Source organism: Mesorhizobium australafricanum (assembly GCF_033977265.1).
Taxonomy (GTDB): domain Bacteria; phylum Pseudomonadota; class Alphaproteobacteria; order Rhizobiales; family Rhizobiaceae; genus Mesorhizobium; species Mesorhizobium australafricanum.
The window spans coordinates 207,932-221,760 of sequence record NZ_JAVIIT010000006.1 but is presented as its reverse complement, the minus strand read 5'-3'; the positions used below and the strand labels follow the sequence as shown (position 1 = coordinate 221,760).

Sequence of the window (13,829 nt, the reverse complement as noted above, 5' to 3'; positions counted from 1 at the left end):
TCCTCGCTGGAATTGTCTCTGCGGTCATCTCGCCGGCCGGGCAATAATCCCGGCCGGCGGCTTGGGAGGTCAACGCAGCGCCTGCTTGGCCAGCTCGGAAACGATCTCGTAGTTCTGCGGCGTGACGAAACCGGCCCCGGTGTCGACATTCATCGGGGCCAGCCCCAGCACCACCTGCTGGCAAAGGCTGAGGATCGGCAGATAGCCTTGCAGGAAGGGCTGCTGGTCGGCGGTCAGCTGCACCCAGCCGCCCTTGAACCCCTCGACGATCTGCGGGCTGGTATCGAAGCCGAAATTGAAGATGTCGCCGGGCTTGCGTCCAGCCGCCTGCATATAGGTGGCGACGTTGCCGAGCATCTGGCCACCGGGATAGCCGACCGCCTTGACGTCCGGATGGTTGAGAAGCGCCGCGGTGATCACCGGAATGGCGAGGTTGGGATCCGACGCCCATTCGCCGCTCGGCGGCGAGGAGAGCTGGATGACTTCGACGCCCGCTTCCTTCAAGGCCGCCACCGTGCCGCGCTCGCGCGCGCCGCGGTTCTCGTTCTCGAACGGGCCGATCATGATCGCCTTGTCGCCGGCCTTGAGCTTGCCGAGCTTGAAGGCCTCGGCGCCGAGCGCGCGGCCCTGCTGCTCCTGCTGCGCGCCGACATAGCCGCCGCCGAACGCCGCCGTCACCTTTGGCACCGGGACGTTCTGGTACATCATCTTGATGCCGTCCTTATGCGCCTGTTCGGCGAGCGGCATGATCGCGGCGTCGCCCGGATGGCCCATCATGGCGATGCCCTGCGGCTTGACCGCGACCGCCTCGCGCAATTGCTGCACCATCTTCTCGACGTCCCACTGGGAGAAGATGTAGTCGACCTTTGGGCCGAGATCGGCGGCCGCCTGCTTGGCACCATTGTAGACGATGGTGCCGAAGGCATCGCCCTCAGCGCCGCCGACGAAGAAGCGGATGTGGACGTCCTTGCACCATTGCGCGTCGAGCGCCTGGGCCGGCAACGCAGAGATTGTGGCGCAGAGCGCCGTGGCGGCGGCCACGACGGTCGAGCGCAGAACAGTCCTTCTGGTCGTGATGCTCATGCACGTTCCTCCCTTTTTGATCCCTCCAAACGGAGGGTTTTCGACGATTGCTTCGGCATTTGGCGCCAAGTGCACGGCCCGGCTCCTCCCGCCTGTCAGCATTCAAGCCGGGTTCGGCAGATAGGCCCTACCTCCCCTGCATTGCTTCAGATAGTCGAGCGCGCGCACCTGGCCGGTGATCTCGAGGTCGCCGCGATAGACCGGGTCGTGCCAGCCTTCGATGTCGATGGCGCCCTTGTAGCCGGCCAGCCGCAACTCGCTGATCACGCGCGTCCAGTCGCTGTCGCCGAAGCCCGGCGTGCGCATCTGCACGAAGGGCAGGCGCCCGAACACTCCATGCTCGCGGATCACGTCCCAGCGCACCGTTGCGTCCTTGCCATGGACGTGGAAGATGCGCGGCGCCCATTTGCGGATCTGCGGGATCGGATCGATCAGGTAGACGAGTTGGTGGCAGGGCTCCCATTCGAGGCCGAGATTGTCGTCCGGCAATTCGTTGAACATCAGCTCCCAGGCATCGGGATTGTGGGCGATGTTCCAGTCGCCGCTTGCCCAGTTGCCATCCATGGCGCAGTTCTCGAAGGCGATGCGCACGCCCTTGTCCGCGGCACGTTTCGCCAGCGCCCCCCACACCTCGCGGAAGCGCGGCAGGCTGTCGGTCAGCTTCTTGCCGCGAACGCGGCCGGTGAAGCCGCAGACCATTGAGGTGCCGAACAGATGCGCGTTGTCGATCACCGTCTCCCAGGCCTTGAGCACGCCGCGATCTGTATCGCCGCTCTCCAGCGGGTTGCCGAACACCCCGATCGACGACACAGTGACGTCGGCGTCGCCGATCGCCTCTCGTATTTGGCCGGCGAGCCTCGGCAGATCCTTGCCGCCCAGCGTCTGCCAGAAGAAGGGCTGGATGCTTTCGAAGCCGAGCGGCAAGATCTGCTTGATGTAGGCGGCCGGGTCGTCGAGATTGGCCCGCACCATGGTGCCGATCCTGATGTCGAGCAGTGGATTTGCCATCACTGAGCATCCCTGGCGATCATGACCCGGCGTCCGGTCTCGGCGCTCTCGATCGCGCCGAAGACCATGGCCAGGCTGTTGATGTTGTCGGTGCCGCGCGTCTCCGGCTCGGTGCCGGTCTCGACCGCCTGCATGAAATCCTGGATGATGCCGAGATGGCCGTCGACCCGGTCGGCGGGATCGAGCGCCGGCACCTCGATGGCTTGCGTCTTGTCGATGATGCCGTCGCGGCCGGTCGCAACCACCTCCGCCTTCAGCCCGTCATGGCCGTCCCACATCAGGCTGCCGCGCTCGGCGACGATGCGCCAGCTGCCTTCCCAACTGGTGCGGAAACCGTCGGCGCACCAGGAGCCGGCATAGGTGAAGACCTTGCCGCCGCCGAGGTCGAAGACGGCGCTCGCCGACGAGCCCTGCCGGTACCAGGAACTGGCCGGCTCCCACTCCTGGCAATAGACGCTGGCCGGCTCGCCGGCGACCATGTAGCGCGCGGCGTCGAAGGTGTGGATCGCCATGTCGAGCAGCAGTACGTGGGCCATCTCCTCGCGAAAGCCGCCGAAATGCGGCGCGATGAAGAAGTCGGCGTGGATGCTGGTCGGCTTGCCGATGGCGCCGGAGTCCAGAAACCGCCGGATGCGCCTGACATTGGCGACATAGCGACGGTTCTGGACGACGGCGTGAACGCGTCCGGTGCGACGGGCGGCTTCGATTATGGCGCGCGCGTTCTCCGGGCTGTCGGCCAGCGGCTTTTCGGTGAGCAGGTGGCAGTGATGGGCAAAGGCTGAAAGCGCTACCTCGCGGCGGGCAGCCGGCACCACGACGTCGAACACGGCATCGGGCTTGGTCTTATCGAGGACGGCGTCGAGGCTGGTGCCGATGACGGCGTCGGAGAGTTCGTATTCGCGCGCCCTCGCCTGCGCCCGCTCGGCATCGAGATCGACAAGGCCGGCAATGGCAAGCCCGTCGATCCGCCTTGCGGCATCGAGCCAATGCTTGCTCATGGCTCCGCACCCGACCAGGACGACCTTCATCATCCAACGCTCCTCCCGTTCGGCCCCTCCAGGCCGAATGTCACGGCATCCACGGGATCACCGTAAACGTTTTTCCGTAAACGTTTACGAGAACACACCCGATGGCGTAGAATGTCAACCGGCTGTTCGCGAAAATCGTCCCGAAGCCTTGGCCTGAGGGGCAGCCGGTGCTAGCCAAGGCAGGGGGAGAACCGTCCTTGGCGTCCAGCATCCACGATCTTGCACGTCACCTGAACATTTCGATCGGCACCGTGTCGCGCGCGCTGAACGGCCGTGCCGACGTCAATGCCGATACGCGCCAGCGTGTGCTGGAAGCGGCGAGAGAGCTGAACTATTCGCCCAACCAGTCCGGCCGCAGCCTCAGGCAAGGCGCCACCCGCTCCATCGCCTTCATGCTGCAGCCGCATCCGGGCGACCAGCAATATGGCGAGCCTTTCTTCATCCCGTTCCTGACCGGGCTGCAGGCGCGGCTCGCCGAGCATGACCTGGATCTGATGGTCGTCATGGGTGAGCCCGGCCAATATCAGCCGGAGAGGCTGCGCCGCGTGGTCGAGACGCGCCGGGCCGACGCGGTCGTGTTGGCCAACACACGGCGGAAAGACGATCGGATCGACTATCTCAGCAAGGCCGGCTTTCCCTTCGCCACGCTTGGCCGAAGTCAGTCCGGCGGCGACACCTATCCTTCGCTCGATATCGATTTCGAGAGGGCGGGTGATGAAGCCGTCGACCGGCTGGTCGCACGCGGCCACCGCCGCATTGCCGCCATCCGCCCTTCGCTTGATCTCAACTTCGGCTACCTGTTCCTCGACGGCTACCGCAAGGCGCTGAAGCGGCACGGCATCGAAGTCGACCCCGGCCTGATCGCCGACGGCTTCATCAACGAGGCCGGCGGCTACCAGGTGACGCCGCGCGTCATGGTCTCCAGGGACAGGCCGACGGCAATCATCTTCAACAATGACGCCATGGCCCTCGGCGGTTGCAAGGCGCTGGCCGAGATGGGCATCAGGCCTGGCCACGACGTCGCGGTGATCGTCATCGTCGACACGCCGCTTTGCCGCTACTTCTCCCCGGCGCTGACCGCCTTCCGTCCGTCGCTGGGGCCGATGGGAAGGCGTCTGGCCGAGATGCTGCTCGCCTCCCTTCCCGCCTTCGCCGGGCCCGAAGGCACGAGGATCATACGCGAGGTCTGGCCGCTGGAACTGATCGCAAGGGAGAGCGATTGAGCATGCCTTTTCCCTTCTCCCCTTGTGGGAGAAGGTGGATCGGCGCGCAGCGCCGAGACGGATGAGGGGTGTTCCAGCGGAGTGAGACGTTGACGTTCCCTGGAACACCCTTCATCCGACCGAGCTTCGCTCGGCCACCTTCTCCCACAAGGGGAGAAGGAGAAGTGCGCGCCACCTGTCACGCAACCATCACGTTCAAGTCCTAGACCGCTCGACGGCAAGGGGCTGGCCGCATCGTCGATGCCGCGCCCTTTTCAGCCAACGGCCGCTCTGCTCGTCAAGAAGGGGATACCGATGAAACATCTCAACCGAACCGTCGTGCTCGGCGCGGCACTTGCCCTGTTCACCGCCCTGACGCCGGCGCTCGCCGACGGCGTCGCCTATGTCAACAAGGGGCTCGTCGGCGTCGGCCGTATTCCGGCCAGCCTGAAGGACAAGTTCGGCGAGACTTTCGGTTCGGGTTCCGGCATGGCGATCGACACAAAGGGCTGGACCCGCGACGGCGCAAGCTACAAAGGCTCTCTCTGGCTGCTGCCGGATCGCGGCTACAATGTCGTCGGCACCACCGATTATCGCGCCCGCCTCAACACGATCGCGATCGAGCTGACACCGACCGCGCCGGGCACCGCACCCGCCGCCGGTCAGGAGCAGACGGGCGTCAAGGCGACGCTCGCCGACACCATGCTTCTGACCGACGACAAGGGCGCCGATACCACCGGCCTCGACCCATTGAACGGAGTGCGGTCGGCCGCCGGCGACATGCCGATCCTGCCGCAGGCCGACAACGGCAAGCTGGCGCTGGACGACGAAGCGATCGTGCGGCTGTCCGACGGCACCATGTTCATCTCCGACGAGTATGGCCCCAACATCTACCGCTTCTCGGCCGACGGCCGCTTGATGTCGGCGACGCAGCCGCCCGCGGCGCTGGTGCCGATGCGCCATGGCAAGCCGAACTTCGCTTCCGACAATCCGGGCCTAGGTGCGGCCGAGCCCGATCCGAAGGACCCCGAGACCGGCCGCCAGAACAACCAGGGCCTCGAAGGCATGTCGATGACGCCGGACGGCAAGTTCCTGATCGCCGTGCTGCAGTCGGCGCCGCGCCAGGATGGCGGCGATTCCGGCTCGACTCGCCAGAATACGCGCGCGCTGGTCTATGACGCCTCCGATCTCGCCCACCTCAAGCTGGCGCACGAATATGTCGTGCCGCTGCCGGTGTTCAAGGACGCCAAGGGCAAGACCAAGGTCGCCGCGCAGAGCGAAATCGTGGCGCTCACCGACAAGAGCTTCCTGATGCTGGCGCGTGACTCAGGCAACGGCCAGGGCGTGAAGGGCGACGAGTCGCTCTACCGCAAGATCGAGATCGTCGACCTCTCCGCCGCCACCGATATCGCCAACGGCCCGTTCGACGCCGCCGACAAGCCCGTCGCGCCGAAGGGCGTGCTCGATCCGTCGGTGACCGCTGCCAAGCTGACGCCGTTCATCGACATCAACGACAAGGGCGAGCTCGGCCGATTCGGTCTCCACAATGGCGCCCCGAACGACAAGAACAACCTTTCGGAGAAGTGGGAGGCGATGTCGCTGGCTCCGGTGCTCGACCCCAAGCTGCCCGATGACTACTTCCTGTTCGTTGCCAACGACAACGATTTTCTCACTCAGGACGGCTTCCAGGTCGGCGCTTCGTACAAGGCCGAGGACGGCGCCGATGTCGACACCACCTTCCTAGTCTACCAGGTCACCTTGCCCGGCCTTTCCGGAAAGACCACCCAGTAATGGACGGCGACGGCCGCTGCGGCAGCCGCCTCAACCGTAATGGGATGCATCACCATCAGGCCTGCGATAGCATCGCGGGCCTGATTCATTTTTGGTACCCGCCCCACCATGGATAACAACATGGATGACAAAAAGCCCGCCCGCCAGCGCGTCGGCGACCTGACCAGCGGCCCGATCCCGCGCACGCTGCTGTTGTTCGCGCTGCCGGTTCTGGGCTCCAACGTGCTGCAGTCGCTCAACGGCTCGATCAATGCGGTCTGGGTCGGCCGCTTCCTCGGCGAGGCGGCGCTGACCGCCACCTCCAACGCCAATCTCGTGCTGTTCCTCATCCTCGGCACCGTCTTCGGCATCGGCATGGCCGCGACCATTCTGGTGGCGCAATCGGTCGGCGCCCGCGATCTGCCCGAGGCGAAGCGGATCGTCGGCACCAGCGCCACCTTCTTCTTCCTCGTCTCGGTGGTGTTCGCCGTCTGCGGCTGGATCTGGGTCGATGCCATCCTCACCGGGCTCGGCACGCCGGCGGATGCCTTGCCGCTGGCGCGGGCCTACCTGCGCATCATCTTCGTCGCCGTGCCGATGATGAACCTTTTGTCCTTCGTCATGACCGTGCTGCGCGGCGCCGGCGACTCACGAACCCCGTTTGTCTTCATGGCGCTGGCGGTCGTCCTTGACGTCGTGCTCAATCCGCTGCTGATCCGCGGCATCGGCCCCTTCCCCGAGCTCGGCATTGCCGGCTCGGCCACCTCGACGCTTGTCGGCCAGACGGTGAGCGTGATCGCCATCCTGATCGTGCTCTATACGCGCAAACATCCGCTGCGGCTGGCAGGCAGTGATCTGGTTTTGCTCAAGCCCGACCCGGCGCTGCTGCGCATCGTCGTCTTCAAGGGCATTCCGATGGGCCTGCAGATGATCGTCATCTCCGCCGCCGCGCTCACCGTGATGGGTATCGTCAATTCCTACGGCTCGCAGGTCGCGGCCGCCTACGGCATCGCCGCGCAGCTCTGGACCTATATCCAGATGCCGGCTCTCGCCATCGGCGCAGCCGTCTCCTCGATGGCGGCGCAGAATGTCGGCGCCGGCCGCTGGGACCGCATCGGCAAGGTCGCGGCCTCAGGTGTCGGCTTCAACCTGGTGCTGACCGGCGCGCTGGTGGCGCTGCTGTTCGTCTTCGACCGCGCGGTGCTGAGCCTCTTTCTCATCGGCGACGGCACCGCGATCGACATTGCCGCCCACATCAACAAGGTGGCGTCCTGGTCGTTCATCCTGTTCGGCATCACGATTGTGCTGTTCGCCACGGTGCGCGCCACCGGCGCCGTCATGCCGCCGCTCATCATTCTGGTCATCTCCGTGCTGATCGTGCGCACCGGCTTTGCCTATTATTTCCGGAGCGTGATCGGCCAGGAGGCGCTGTGGTGGAGCTTTCCGGCGGGTTCGATCACCTCGCTGGCGCTGGCCGCCGCCTACTACCGCTTCGGCCATTGGCGCACGATGCACATGATCGAGAACCGTCCGGCCGCGGGCGAACCGCCGGACACCGGCCTCGGCGTGCCGCGCCAGCGCGCGCAACTCCTGCCGGAAACGCCGAACGGCTGAAACAGGTCAGGAAGTTGCATCAGCGCGCGTATTTTGCGCCGAAGCCGGGCGCCACGAGCGAGAAGACGATGATCATGCCGGCAAAGGCCAGGCTCGCCATGGTTGCTTTCGCCAGGCTAGACAGGATGCCGATGCCGATCACCGGCAGCGCGTTGCCGCAGAAGAAGAACGCTGACACCACTTCGGCGCGGCGCTTCGCGGGCGCGATCTGGTTCCCCACCTGCAGGCCGCCACGATAGCCGAGCGCTGCCGCCGCGCCGCAGACCGCCGTGGCAGCGATCATGAGTGTCATCGAGGCACAGGCCTGCGCGGCGGTCGCAAGCCCAACGCGTTCCAACCGCCTAACCTCGGCCTGACAATTCCGGCAGGATGGTCAGCCGCTTCGTCCTCCCGTAACGTCCATCGAGAGCGAGGGAGAATCATGGGCAAGGGACGGGTCGAGGCATTCACCGATGGCGTCGTCGCCATCATCATCACCATCATGGTGCTGGAGCTGAAAGTGCCGCACGGCGAGGATTTCTCGGCGCTGGCGCCGCTGTGGCCGATCTTCTTCAGCTATGTGCTGTCTTTCATCAATGTCGGCATCTACTGGAACAATCTGCACAACATGTTCCATACCGTGCAGCGCGTCGACGGCCGCGTGCTGTGGGCCAACCTGAACCTGTTGTTCTGGCTGTCGCTGATGCCGGTGACCACGGCCTTCATGGGCGAAAATCACTTCGCCCCGGTGCCGGTCGCCGTCTATGGCGTCGATCTGGCGCTTTGCGCCGTTGCCTACAACATCCTGGTCATCAACCTGCGCCATCTGCACGGCGCCGAGACGACCTTTGCCAGGGCCGTGGGCCAGGATCGCAAGGGCAAGATTTCCCTGGCCCTCTATCTGGCCGCGATAGCGCTGACCTTCGTCAGCCAATGGATCGGCGTGGCCATCTATGTGCTGGTGGCGACCATCTGGTTCGCGCCTGACAAACGTTTCGAACGTCTGATCGAAAAATAGCCAGAGCAATTCCAGGAAAAGTGTTGGGCTCGGTGACTTCGCCACAGCCTTCCATCCGGAAATTGCGAAAAAATAGAACCGCCTTATTTTCGCATTGCTTTCAGCTTCTCCGCCGCCGAGGCGGCAAGCTCGGCATAGCGCTCCTCCAGCCGCTCGGCCGCCTTGATGACCGGAAAGTCGTGGCCGAATTTTTCCAGCGCGAGACGCAGCTTTTCGGCAAAGTCGGCCTGCTGTTCCAGCGCCGAAAACAGCGTCTTCACTTGTGCTTCGTCAATGTCGGGATTGGCGAGCATCTTCGGCACCTCGCGGCCCATCTGGTCGCCATTGGCGGTCTGCTCCTTCAGGATTCCGATCCAGTCGGTCAAATGTCGAACTCCTTTTTCAGGACAACATGCGCGGCGGGCGCAGCAGCGGTCAACCCGTTGCGGCTATCGCGGTCGACCATGCCGCTCTTGCGGTCAACTCCTTGGGACGAACCGGCCTTGCCCCGGCGGCGCCCGGCGTTAAGTTCGGCCCGACCCGAACAAGGATGGAAATCATGACCAACGACGCCCAAATCCAGACCGCTCTGCCCGCATTCGCCTCCGGCAATGTCGCCGTCATCACAGGCGGTGCCAGCGGCATCGGCCTTGCCGCCGCAAAACGGTTCGCGGCGATGGGCATGAAGACGGTGCTTGCCGATATCGGCGGCACGAGCCTCGACCAGGCCAAGCAGGCGGTGGCGGCGATCGCTGGCGAGGATGCCGTCCTCCCGATCCCGACCGACGTCTCCAAGGCGGACGAAGTCGACCGGCTGGCCGATCTTGCCTACGGTGCTTTCGGCGCGGTCTCGGTGCTGATGAACAATGCCGGCATCGGCAACAATCCTGGCAAGCCGTGGGAGAACCGCGACGCCTGGAAGCGGCTGCTGGACATCAATTTCTGGGGTGTCGTGCATGGCGTCGAGGCCTTTGCGCCGCGCATGCTCGCCACCGGAAAACCGGGCCTGATCGTCAACACCGGCTCCAAGCAGGGCATCACCACGCCGCCCGGCAATCTCGCCTACAACGTCTCCAAGGCCGGCGTGAAGACGTTTACCGAAGGGCTGGCGCATGCGCTGCGCAACGAGCCTGGAGCAAAGGTCTCGGCGCATTTGCTGATCCCCGGCTTCACCTATACCGGACTGACTGAAGGCGCGACGGAAAAACCCGCCGGCGCCTGGACCGGCGAGCAGGTGATCGACTTCATGCTGACATCGCTGATGGACGACGATTTCTACATTCTGTGCCCCGACAACGAGGTCGCGCGGCCGACGGATGAAAAGCGCATGGCCTGGGCGATCGGCGACATCATCGAGAACCGCCCTGCTCTGTCGCGCTGGCATCCCGATCACAAGGACGCGTTCGCGGCCTTCGTGAACCGCTGACGCGCGCTCAAGCGGCCGCCTTCTTCTTGGAGCCGTCCTTCGCCGCGACCGTCTTCTTTGCGGCTGTGTCAGCGATCTTGCGATCGTCCTTGGAAGTTTTCTTGGCCGACACTGCCTTCTTGGCGGCCATTTCGGCAATCTGCCGGTCATGCCGCTTGGCTGCTCGTTCGCATTTATCGCGGATCTCCTCGACCTCGGATTCCGTCAGGTGCTCGATACCGATGAAATGATTGTGGGCGCGGCTGACCCTGATCAATTCGTCCAGCTTGGCCTGGATCGCCGCGCCGTCGCGATTCTGCGTGTTCTGGATCAGGAACACCATCAGGAAGGTGATGATGGTGGTGCCGGTGTTGATGACCAGTTGCCAGGTGTCCGAGAACCCGAAGATCGGGCCGCTCAACCCCCAGACCACGATGATAAGAACGCAGACCGCGAAGGTCGGCGGCATGCCCGCCAGATGCGCCACCCAATTGGCTATCCTGGTAAAAACCTTCTCGATCATGCAAATCCCTCGAAAACCGTGGACGCGCAGGCATTTGCGAAGAAACAAGCTGCCGCCGCCTCGGGTTCCAAGGATTTGAATTTTCGTGCTTGCGCGCGGCTGCAATCAAACACACGCAAGAAGCGCAGCCCTGTGAAAAAGCACCTTATCGGTTTGTTTGCGATAGTGCCGGTGCAGGCCAGAAAACCTGTTCCTTCCGCTTCACGGCGGTTTACCTCCAGCCCCTTCCGCTGCGCCACCCCGCATGGCGGAAGGGGCACCGCAGCAATTGTCAGAGAGTGCTGTCTACCCAGCGGTCGAGGAAGGCCTCGATCGGCATGGCCTGCATGTCGGGAACAGCCCTGGCCAGCTTCTCGGGCGGCCAGCCCCACCAGGCGAGGTTTTCGATGCGCGCGGCGATTTCGGGTTCGAACCGCTGGCGCAGCGGCTTTGCCGGAACGCCGGCGACGATCGTATAGGGCGCGACGTCATGCGTCACCACGGCATTGGCGCCGATGACGGCACCGTTGCCGATCGCGACACCCGGCATGATGACCGCGCCATGGCCGATCCAGACATCGTGGCCGACACTGACCGCTTTTGCCTGCCGCCGCGCACGGAATGCGGTGTCGACGCCCAGCCAGCGGAAATACTCGTTCGGCCGGTAGCTGACCTTGTGCTGCGTCAGCCGCTCGATCGGGTGTTCGAGCGCGTTGATGCGGCTGTTGGCGGCAATCGAGCAGAACTTGCCGATCGTCGTGTAGATCGCCTCCGAATGGCGCTCGAAATAGGAGAAGTCGCCGACGGTCACCTCGCGCAGGATCACCCGCTCGCCGATCGAGACGTAGCGGCCGAGCTTGCAGGCCTTCAGCTCCGCGGTCGGATGGATGCGCGGTTCGGGGTCCTTGAGAACGAGGTTTTCAGGGCGGTTCATGGCGCGGCTTTACGCCCGAGCGATCGGTCCCGCAAGCGGCTCAATCCTATTGCGGCTTGCCCTTTGTCCACACCACGTTCTGGCCGTAGAGCGGCACGGTCGTGACCGACATCTTCGCCGAGCCGTTCTGCACCTGGCGCGAATGCGACAGATAGATCAGCGTCTCGTTCTTCTTGTCGTAGATGCGGTTCACCACCTGCTTCTTCCAGATCAGGCTGAGGCCCTGCTTGAACACTTCCTCACCGCCCTCGCTCATGTCGATGTCGCCGATGGTGATCGGCCCCGTCTGGCGGCAGGAGATCGAGGAATCGGAGGGATCCTCGAACCAGTTGCCCTTGTGCAGCCGGTCGATGATGCTGCGGTCGAAATAGGCGACATGGCAGGTGACGCCGTCGACCTTCGGGTCCTTGATCGCGTCGATCATGATGTCGTTGCCGACCCAGTCGACACCCACTTTGCCCACCTCGTCGGCAATGGCCGCGCCGGCGTTGAGGGCAAGACATGCGGCGAATAAGCCGATCAGTTTTCGCAAGGAAGCCTCCTCGGTTCGCGTTTGCCGGTGTCAGGTGGGACAGCACCGTGGCTTTTGCAAGCCGTCCGGCCTGTCCAGCCGATTGCGGCAACGCGACATCTTTGCGCGCCCGCCTCCGACCCGCTAAGACTGTCGCCAAACTTGGGCTTATAGCCAAGGCAATCGCGACGGACATTCACTGATGATGCGTTCAATCCTGGTCGGCATTCTCGTCCTGATGGCGGCGGGCATCGGCTGGCTGACATTCGACTGGTACCGGGGCCACTATGGCGGGGAGCCCTTCGGCGCGGCGTTCACGCTGGTCGACCAGAAAGGCGCGCCGATCACCGAAGCCGCCTTCAGGGGGCACCCCAGCGTCGTGTTCTTCGGCTTCACCCATTGCCCGGAAGTCTGCCCGACGACCCTGCTCGAGCTTGCCGGCTGGCTGAAGACGATGGGCGACAGCGGCAAGAACCTCAATGCCTATTTCGTCACCGTCGATCCTGAACGCGACACGCCGGAGACGATGAACACCTATGTCAGCAATTTTTCCGACCGCATCACCGGCATCACCGGCGATCCGGACAAGGTGCACGCCATGGCCAAGGCCTTCGGCATCTACTGGAAGAAAGTCGACACCGGCGACGGCGACTACACGATGGACCATACGGCTTCGGTGCTGCTGCTCAATGCCAAGGGCGATTTTGCCGGCACCATCGCCTATGGCGAGAGCGCCGACACCGCCGTCGCCAAGCTGAAGCGGTTGGCTGCCGGTGGCCAAACATGATCCCGAACCGAAGGTCGGCGAAGGCAAAAAGTGGGAACCGGTTTTTGCTTCTGTTCAAACAAGAGTCACTCTGATGGGGCAGACCAGGCTCCATTTCACCGCCAACAAGGTCGAGGCAGACCGCATCTTCGCGGCGCTCGACGCCGCCTTCGACGAAGACGGTCTGCCGCTGGCCGTGCTGGAGCTCGATGAGGACAACGATATCCACGAAGTGTCGCTCTATGCCGACGGCGACGTCGATCCTGTTGAAGCGCGGGTCAAGTCCATCCTCGCGGATCTAGGCCTGCGGAAGTCTGTCGAGCGCGAGACCATCCCCGACATCGACTGGGTGTCGCGCTCGCTGGAAGGCTTGAAGCCGGTACGCGCGGGTCGCTTCCTTGTCCACGGGTCGCACGACCGGGCCAAGCGCCACAGCGGCGACCTGGCCATTGAGATCGAGGCGGGCCTAGCCTTCGGCACCGGACATCACGGCACCACTGCCGGCTGCCTCGAAATGCTGGAACAGGTGGTGCTGCGCGAGCGGCCGCGCAACGCGCTCGATCTCGGCACCGGCAGCGCCGTGCTCGCGATCGCGCTTGCCAAGCTCGCGCATGTCCCGGTGCTGGCGACCGACATCGATCCGGTCGCCGTCCGCGTCGCCGCCGCCAATGCCCGTCTCAACCATGTCAAGGCGCTGGTCGAGACGGTGACGGCGCCCGGCTTCCATCATCCGATCTTCGCCAGGCGCGCGCCCTTCGACCTCATCGTCGCCAACATCCTGGCCCGGCCGCTGATGCGGCTCGCGCCGGAGATGGCCAGGTACATCAGGCTCGGCGGTTCGCTGGTGCTTTCCGGCATCCTCGACCGGCAGCGCGATGCGGTGATCTCGGCCTATGTCGGCCAGAGCTTCCGACACGTGCGCACGCTGCATCGCGAGGGCTGGGTTACCATCCATCTCAAGCGCTGAGACGGGCGAAATCCAGCCGATCTGGCCCTGCCGAAATCGATTCCGGTTTTCTGTGTCATGCGC

Annotated in this window: 15 protein-coding genes; 7 read left to right on the top strand and 8 right to left on the bottom strand. The window is 64.3% G+C overall.

Going from position 1 to position 13,829, the window contains the following annotated elements:
- Positions 1-69: 69 nt before the first annotated feature.
- The 3 genes from RFM98_RS14255 to RFM98_RS14245 form a co-directional block, all read right to left on the bottom strand.
- Entirely contained in the window at positions 70-1,083 is a 1,014-nt protein-coding gene (locus RFM98_RS14255) for a substrate-binding domain-containing protein (RefSeq protein ID WP_320309471.1), read from the bottom strand.
- Positions 1,084-1,185: 102 nt separating this feature from the next.
- Entirely contained in the window at positions 1,186-2,091 is a 906-nt protein-coding gene (locus RFM98_RS14250; protein WP_320309470.1) for a sugar phosphate isomerase/epimerase family protein, read from the bottom strand.
- Complete coding sequence (locus RFM98_RS14245) at positions 2,091-3,122, bottom strand: Gfo/Idh/MocA family protein (protein WP_320309469.1); 1,032 nt, start codon at positions 3,120-3,122, stop codon at positions 2,091-2,093. Before RFM98_RS14245 ends, RFM98_RS14250 begins: the two co-directional genes overlap by 1 nt.
- A 194-nt stretch (positions 3,123-3,316) precedes the next feature.
- Here RFM98_RS14245 and RFM98_RS14240 point away from each other — a divergent pair, with 194 nt between their 5' ends.
- From RFM98_RS14240 to RFM98_RS14230, 3 genes are all read left to right on the top strand, one after another.
- On the top strand, positions 3,317-4,342 hold the full coding sequence (locus tag RFM98_RS14240) for a LacI family DNA-binding transcriptional regulator (RefSeq protein WP_320309468.1): 1,026 nt from the start codon (positions 3,317-3,319) through the stop codon (positions 4,340-4,342).
- Positions 4,343-4,636: 294 nt separating this feature from the next.
- Positions 4,637-6,112: an esterase-like activity of phytase family protein gene (locus RFM98_RS14235; protein ID WP_320309467.1), complete on the top strand. Its 1,476-nt coding sequence runs from the start codon at positions 4,637-4,639 to the stop codon at positions 6,110-6,112.
- A gap of 120 nt (positions 6,113-6,232) precedes the next feature.
- Positions 6,233-7,705: an MATE family efflux transporter gene (locus tag RFM98_RS14230; protein WP_320309466.1), complete on the top strand. Its 1,473-nt coding sequence runs from the start codon at positions 6,233-6,235 to the stop codon at positions 7,703-7,705.
- Between the two features lie 19 nt (positions 7,706-7,724).
- Here RFM98_RS14230 and RFM98_RS14225 read toward each other — a convergent pair whose 3' ends face one another.
- Positions 7,725-7,988 carry a hypothetical protein gene (locus RFM98_RS14225; protein WP_320309465.1) on the bottom strand — a complete coding sequence of 88 codons (264 nt, stop codon included), beginning with the start codon at positions 7,986-7,988 and terminating at the stop codon, positions 7,725-7,727.
- Between the two features lie 138 nt (positions 7,989-8,126).
- Between RFM98_RS14225 and RFM98_RS14220 the strand changes: the two genes are divergently transcribed.
- Complete coding sequence (locus RFM98_RS14220) at positions 8,127-8,702, top strand: TMEM175 family protein (RefSeq protein ID WP_320309464.1); 576 nt, start codon at positions 8,127-8,129, stop codon at positions 8,700-8,702.
- Between the two features lie 83 nt (positions 8,703-8,785).
- On the opposite strand, the gene RFM98_RS14215 is transcribed toward RFM98_RS14220, so the two are convergent.
- On the bottom strand, positions 8,786-9,067 hold the full coding sequence (locus tag RFM98_RS14215; RefSeq protein ID WP_320309463.1) for a hypothetical protein: 282 nt from the start codon (positions 9,065-9,067) through the stop codon (positions 8,786-8,788).
- A 173-nt stretch (positions 9,068-9,240) separates the two neighbouring features.
- Here RFM98_RS14215 and RFM98_RS14210 point away from each other — a divergent pair, with 173 nt between their 5' ends.
- Positions 9,241-10,107 (top strand): SDR family NAD(P)-dependent oxidoreductase, encoded by an 867-nt coding sequence (locus RFM98_RS14210; RefSeq protein ID WP_320309462.1) that lies wholly within the window; start codon positions 9,241-9,243, stop codon positions 10,105-10,107.
- A 7-nt stretch (positions 10,108-10,114) separates the two neighbouring features.
- On the opposite strand, the gene RFM98_RS14205 is transcribed toward RFM98_RS14210, so the two are convergent.
- From RFM98_RS14205 to RFM98_RS14195, 3 genes are all read right to left on the bottom strand, one after another.
- The gene (locus RFM98_RS14205) at positions 10,115-10,609 is read right to left on the bottom strand and encodes a low affinity iron permease family protein (RefSeq protein ID WP_320309461.1); all 495 of its coding nucleotides are present in this window, start codon (positions 10,607-10,609) and stop codon (positions 10,115-10,117) included.
- A 271-nt stretch (positions 10,610-10,880) separates the two neighbouring features.
- A complete protein-coding gene (locus RFM98_RS14200; RefSeq protein ID WP_320309460.1) occupies positions 10,881-11,522 on the bottom strand; it encodes a DapH/DapD/GlmU-related protein in 642 nt (213 codons plus the stop codon).
- A 46-nt stretch (positions 11,523-11,568) separates the two neighbouring features.
- A complete protein-coding gene (locus RFM98_RS14195; RefSeq protein ID WP_320309459.1) occupies positions 11,569-12,054 on the bottom strand; it encodes a CreA family protein in 486 nt (161 codons plus the stop codon).
- A 181-nt stretch (positions 12,055-12,235) separates the two neighbouring features.
- On the opposite strand from RFM98_RS14195, the gene RFM98_RS14190 reads away from it, so the two are divergent.
- Entirely contained in the window at positions 12,236-12,820 is a 585-nt protein-coding gene (locus RFM98_RS14190; RefSeq protein WP_320212617.1) for an SCO family protein, read from the top strand.
- 73 nt (positions 12,821-12,893) lie between these two features.
- The gene (locus RFM98_RS14185) at positions 12,894-13,766 is read left to right on the top strand and encodes a 50S ribosomal protein L11 methyltransferase (RefSeq protein ID WP_320309458.1); all 873 of its coding nucleotides are present in this window, start codon (positions 12,894-12,896) and stop codon (positions 13,764-13,766) included.
- Positions 13,767-13,829: the final 63 nt, after the last annotated feature.

Bases quoted from the DNA above. Each gene is read 5' to 3' on its own strand.
- RFM98_RS14200 (WP_320309460.1), bottom strand. From the start codon at position 11,522: ATGAACCGCCCTGAAAACCTCGTTCTCAAGGACCCCGAACCGCGCATC.
- RFM98_RS14220 (WP_320309464.1), top strand. From the start codon at position 8,127: ATGGGCAAGGGACGGGTCGAGGCATTCACCGATGGCGTCGTCGCCATC.
- RFM98_RS14245 (WP_320309469.1), bottom strand. From the start codon at position 3,122: ATGATGAAGGTCGTCCTGGTCGGGTGCGGAGCCATGAGCAAGCATTGG.
- RFM98_RS14235 (WP_320309467.1), top strand. From the start codon at position 4,637: ATGAAACATCTCAACCGAACCGTCGTGCTCGGCGCGGCACTTGCCCTG.
- RFM98_RS14255 (WP_320309471.1), bottom strand. From the start codon at position 1,083: ATGAGCATCACGACCAGAAGGACTGTTCTGCGCTCGACCGTCGTGGCC.
- RFM98_RS14230 (WP_320309466.1), top strand. From the start codon at position 6,233: ATGGATGACAAAAAGCCCGCCCGCCAGCGCGTCGGCGACCTGACCAGC.
- RFM98_RS14210 (WP_320309462.1), top strand. From the start codon at position 9,241: ATGACCAACGACGCCCAAATCCAGACCGCTCTGCCCGCATTCGCCTCC.
- RFM98_RS14250 (WP_320309470.1), bottom strand. From the start codon at position 2,091: ATGGCAAATCCACTGCTCGACATCAGGATCGGCACCATGGTGCGGGCC.
- RFM98_RS14190 (WP_320212617.1), top strand. From the start codon at position 12,236: ATGATGCGTTCAATCCTGGTCGGCATTCTCGTCCTGATGGCGGCGGGC.
- RFM98_RS14225 (WP_320309465.1), bottom strand. From the start codon at position 7,988: ATGATCGCTGCCACGGCGGTCTGCGGCGCGGCGGCAGCGCTCGGCTAT.
- RFM98_RS14205 (WP_320309461.1), bottom strand. From the start codon at position 10,609: ATGATCGAGAAGGTTTTTACCAGGATAGCCAATTGGGTGGCGCATCTG.
- RFM98_RS14185 (WP_320309458.1), top strand. From the start codon at position 12,894: ATGGGGCAGACCAGGCTCCATTTCACCGCCAACAAGGTCGAGGCAGAC.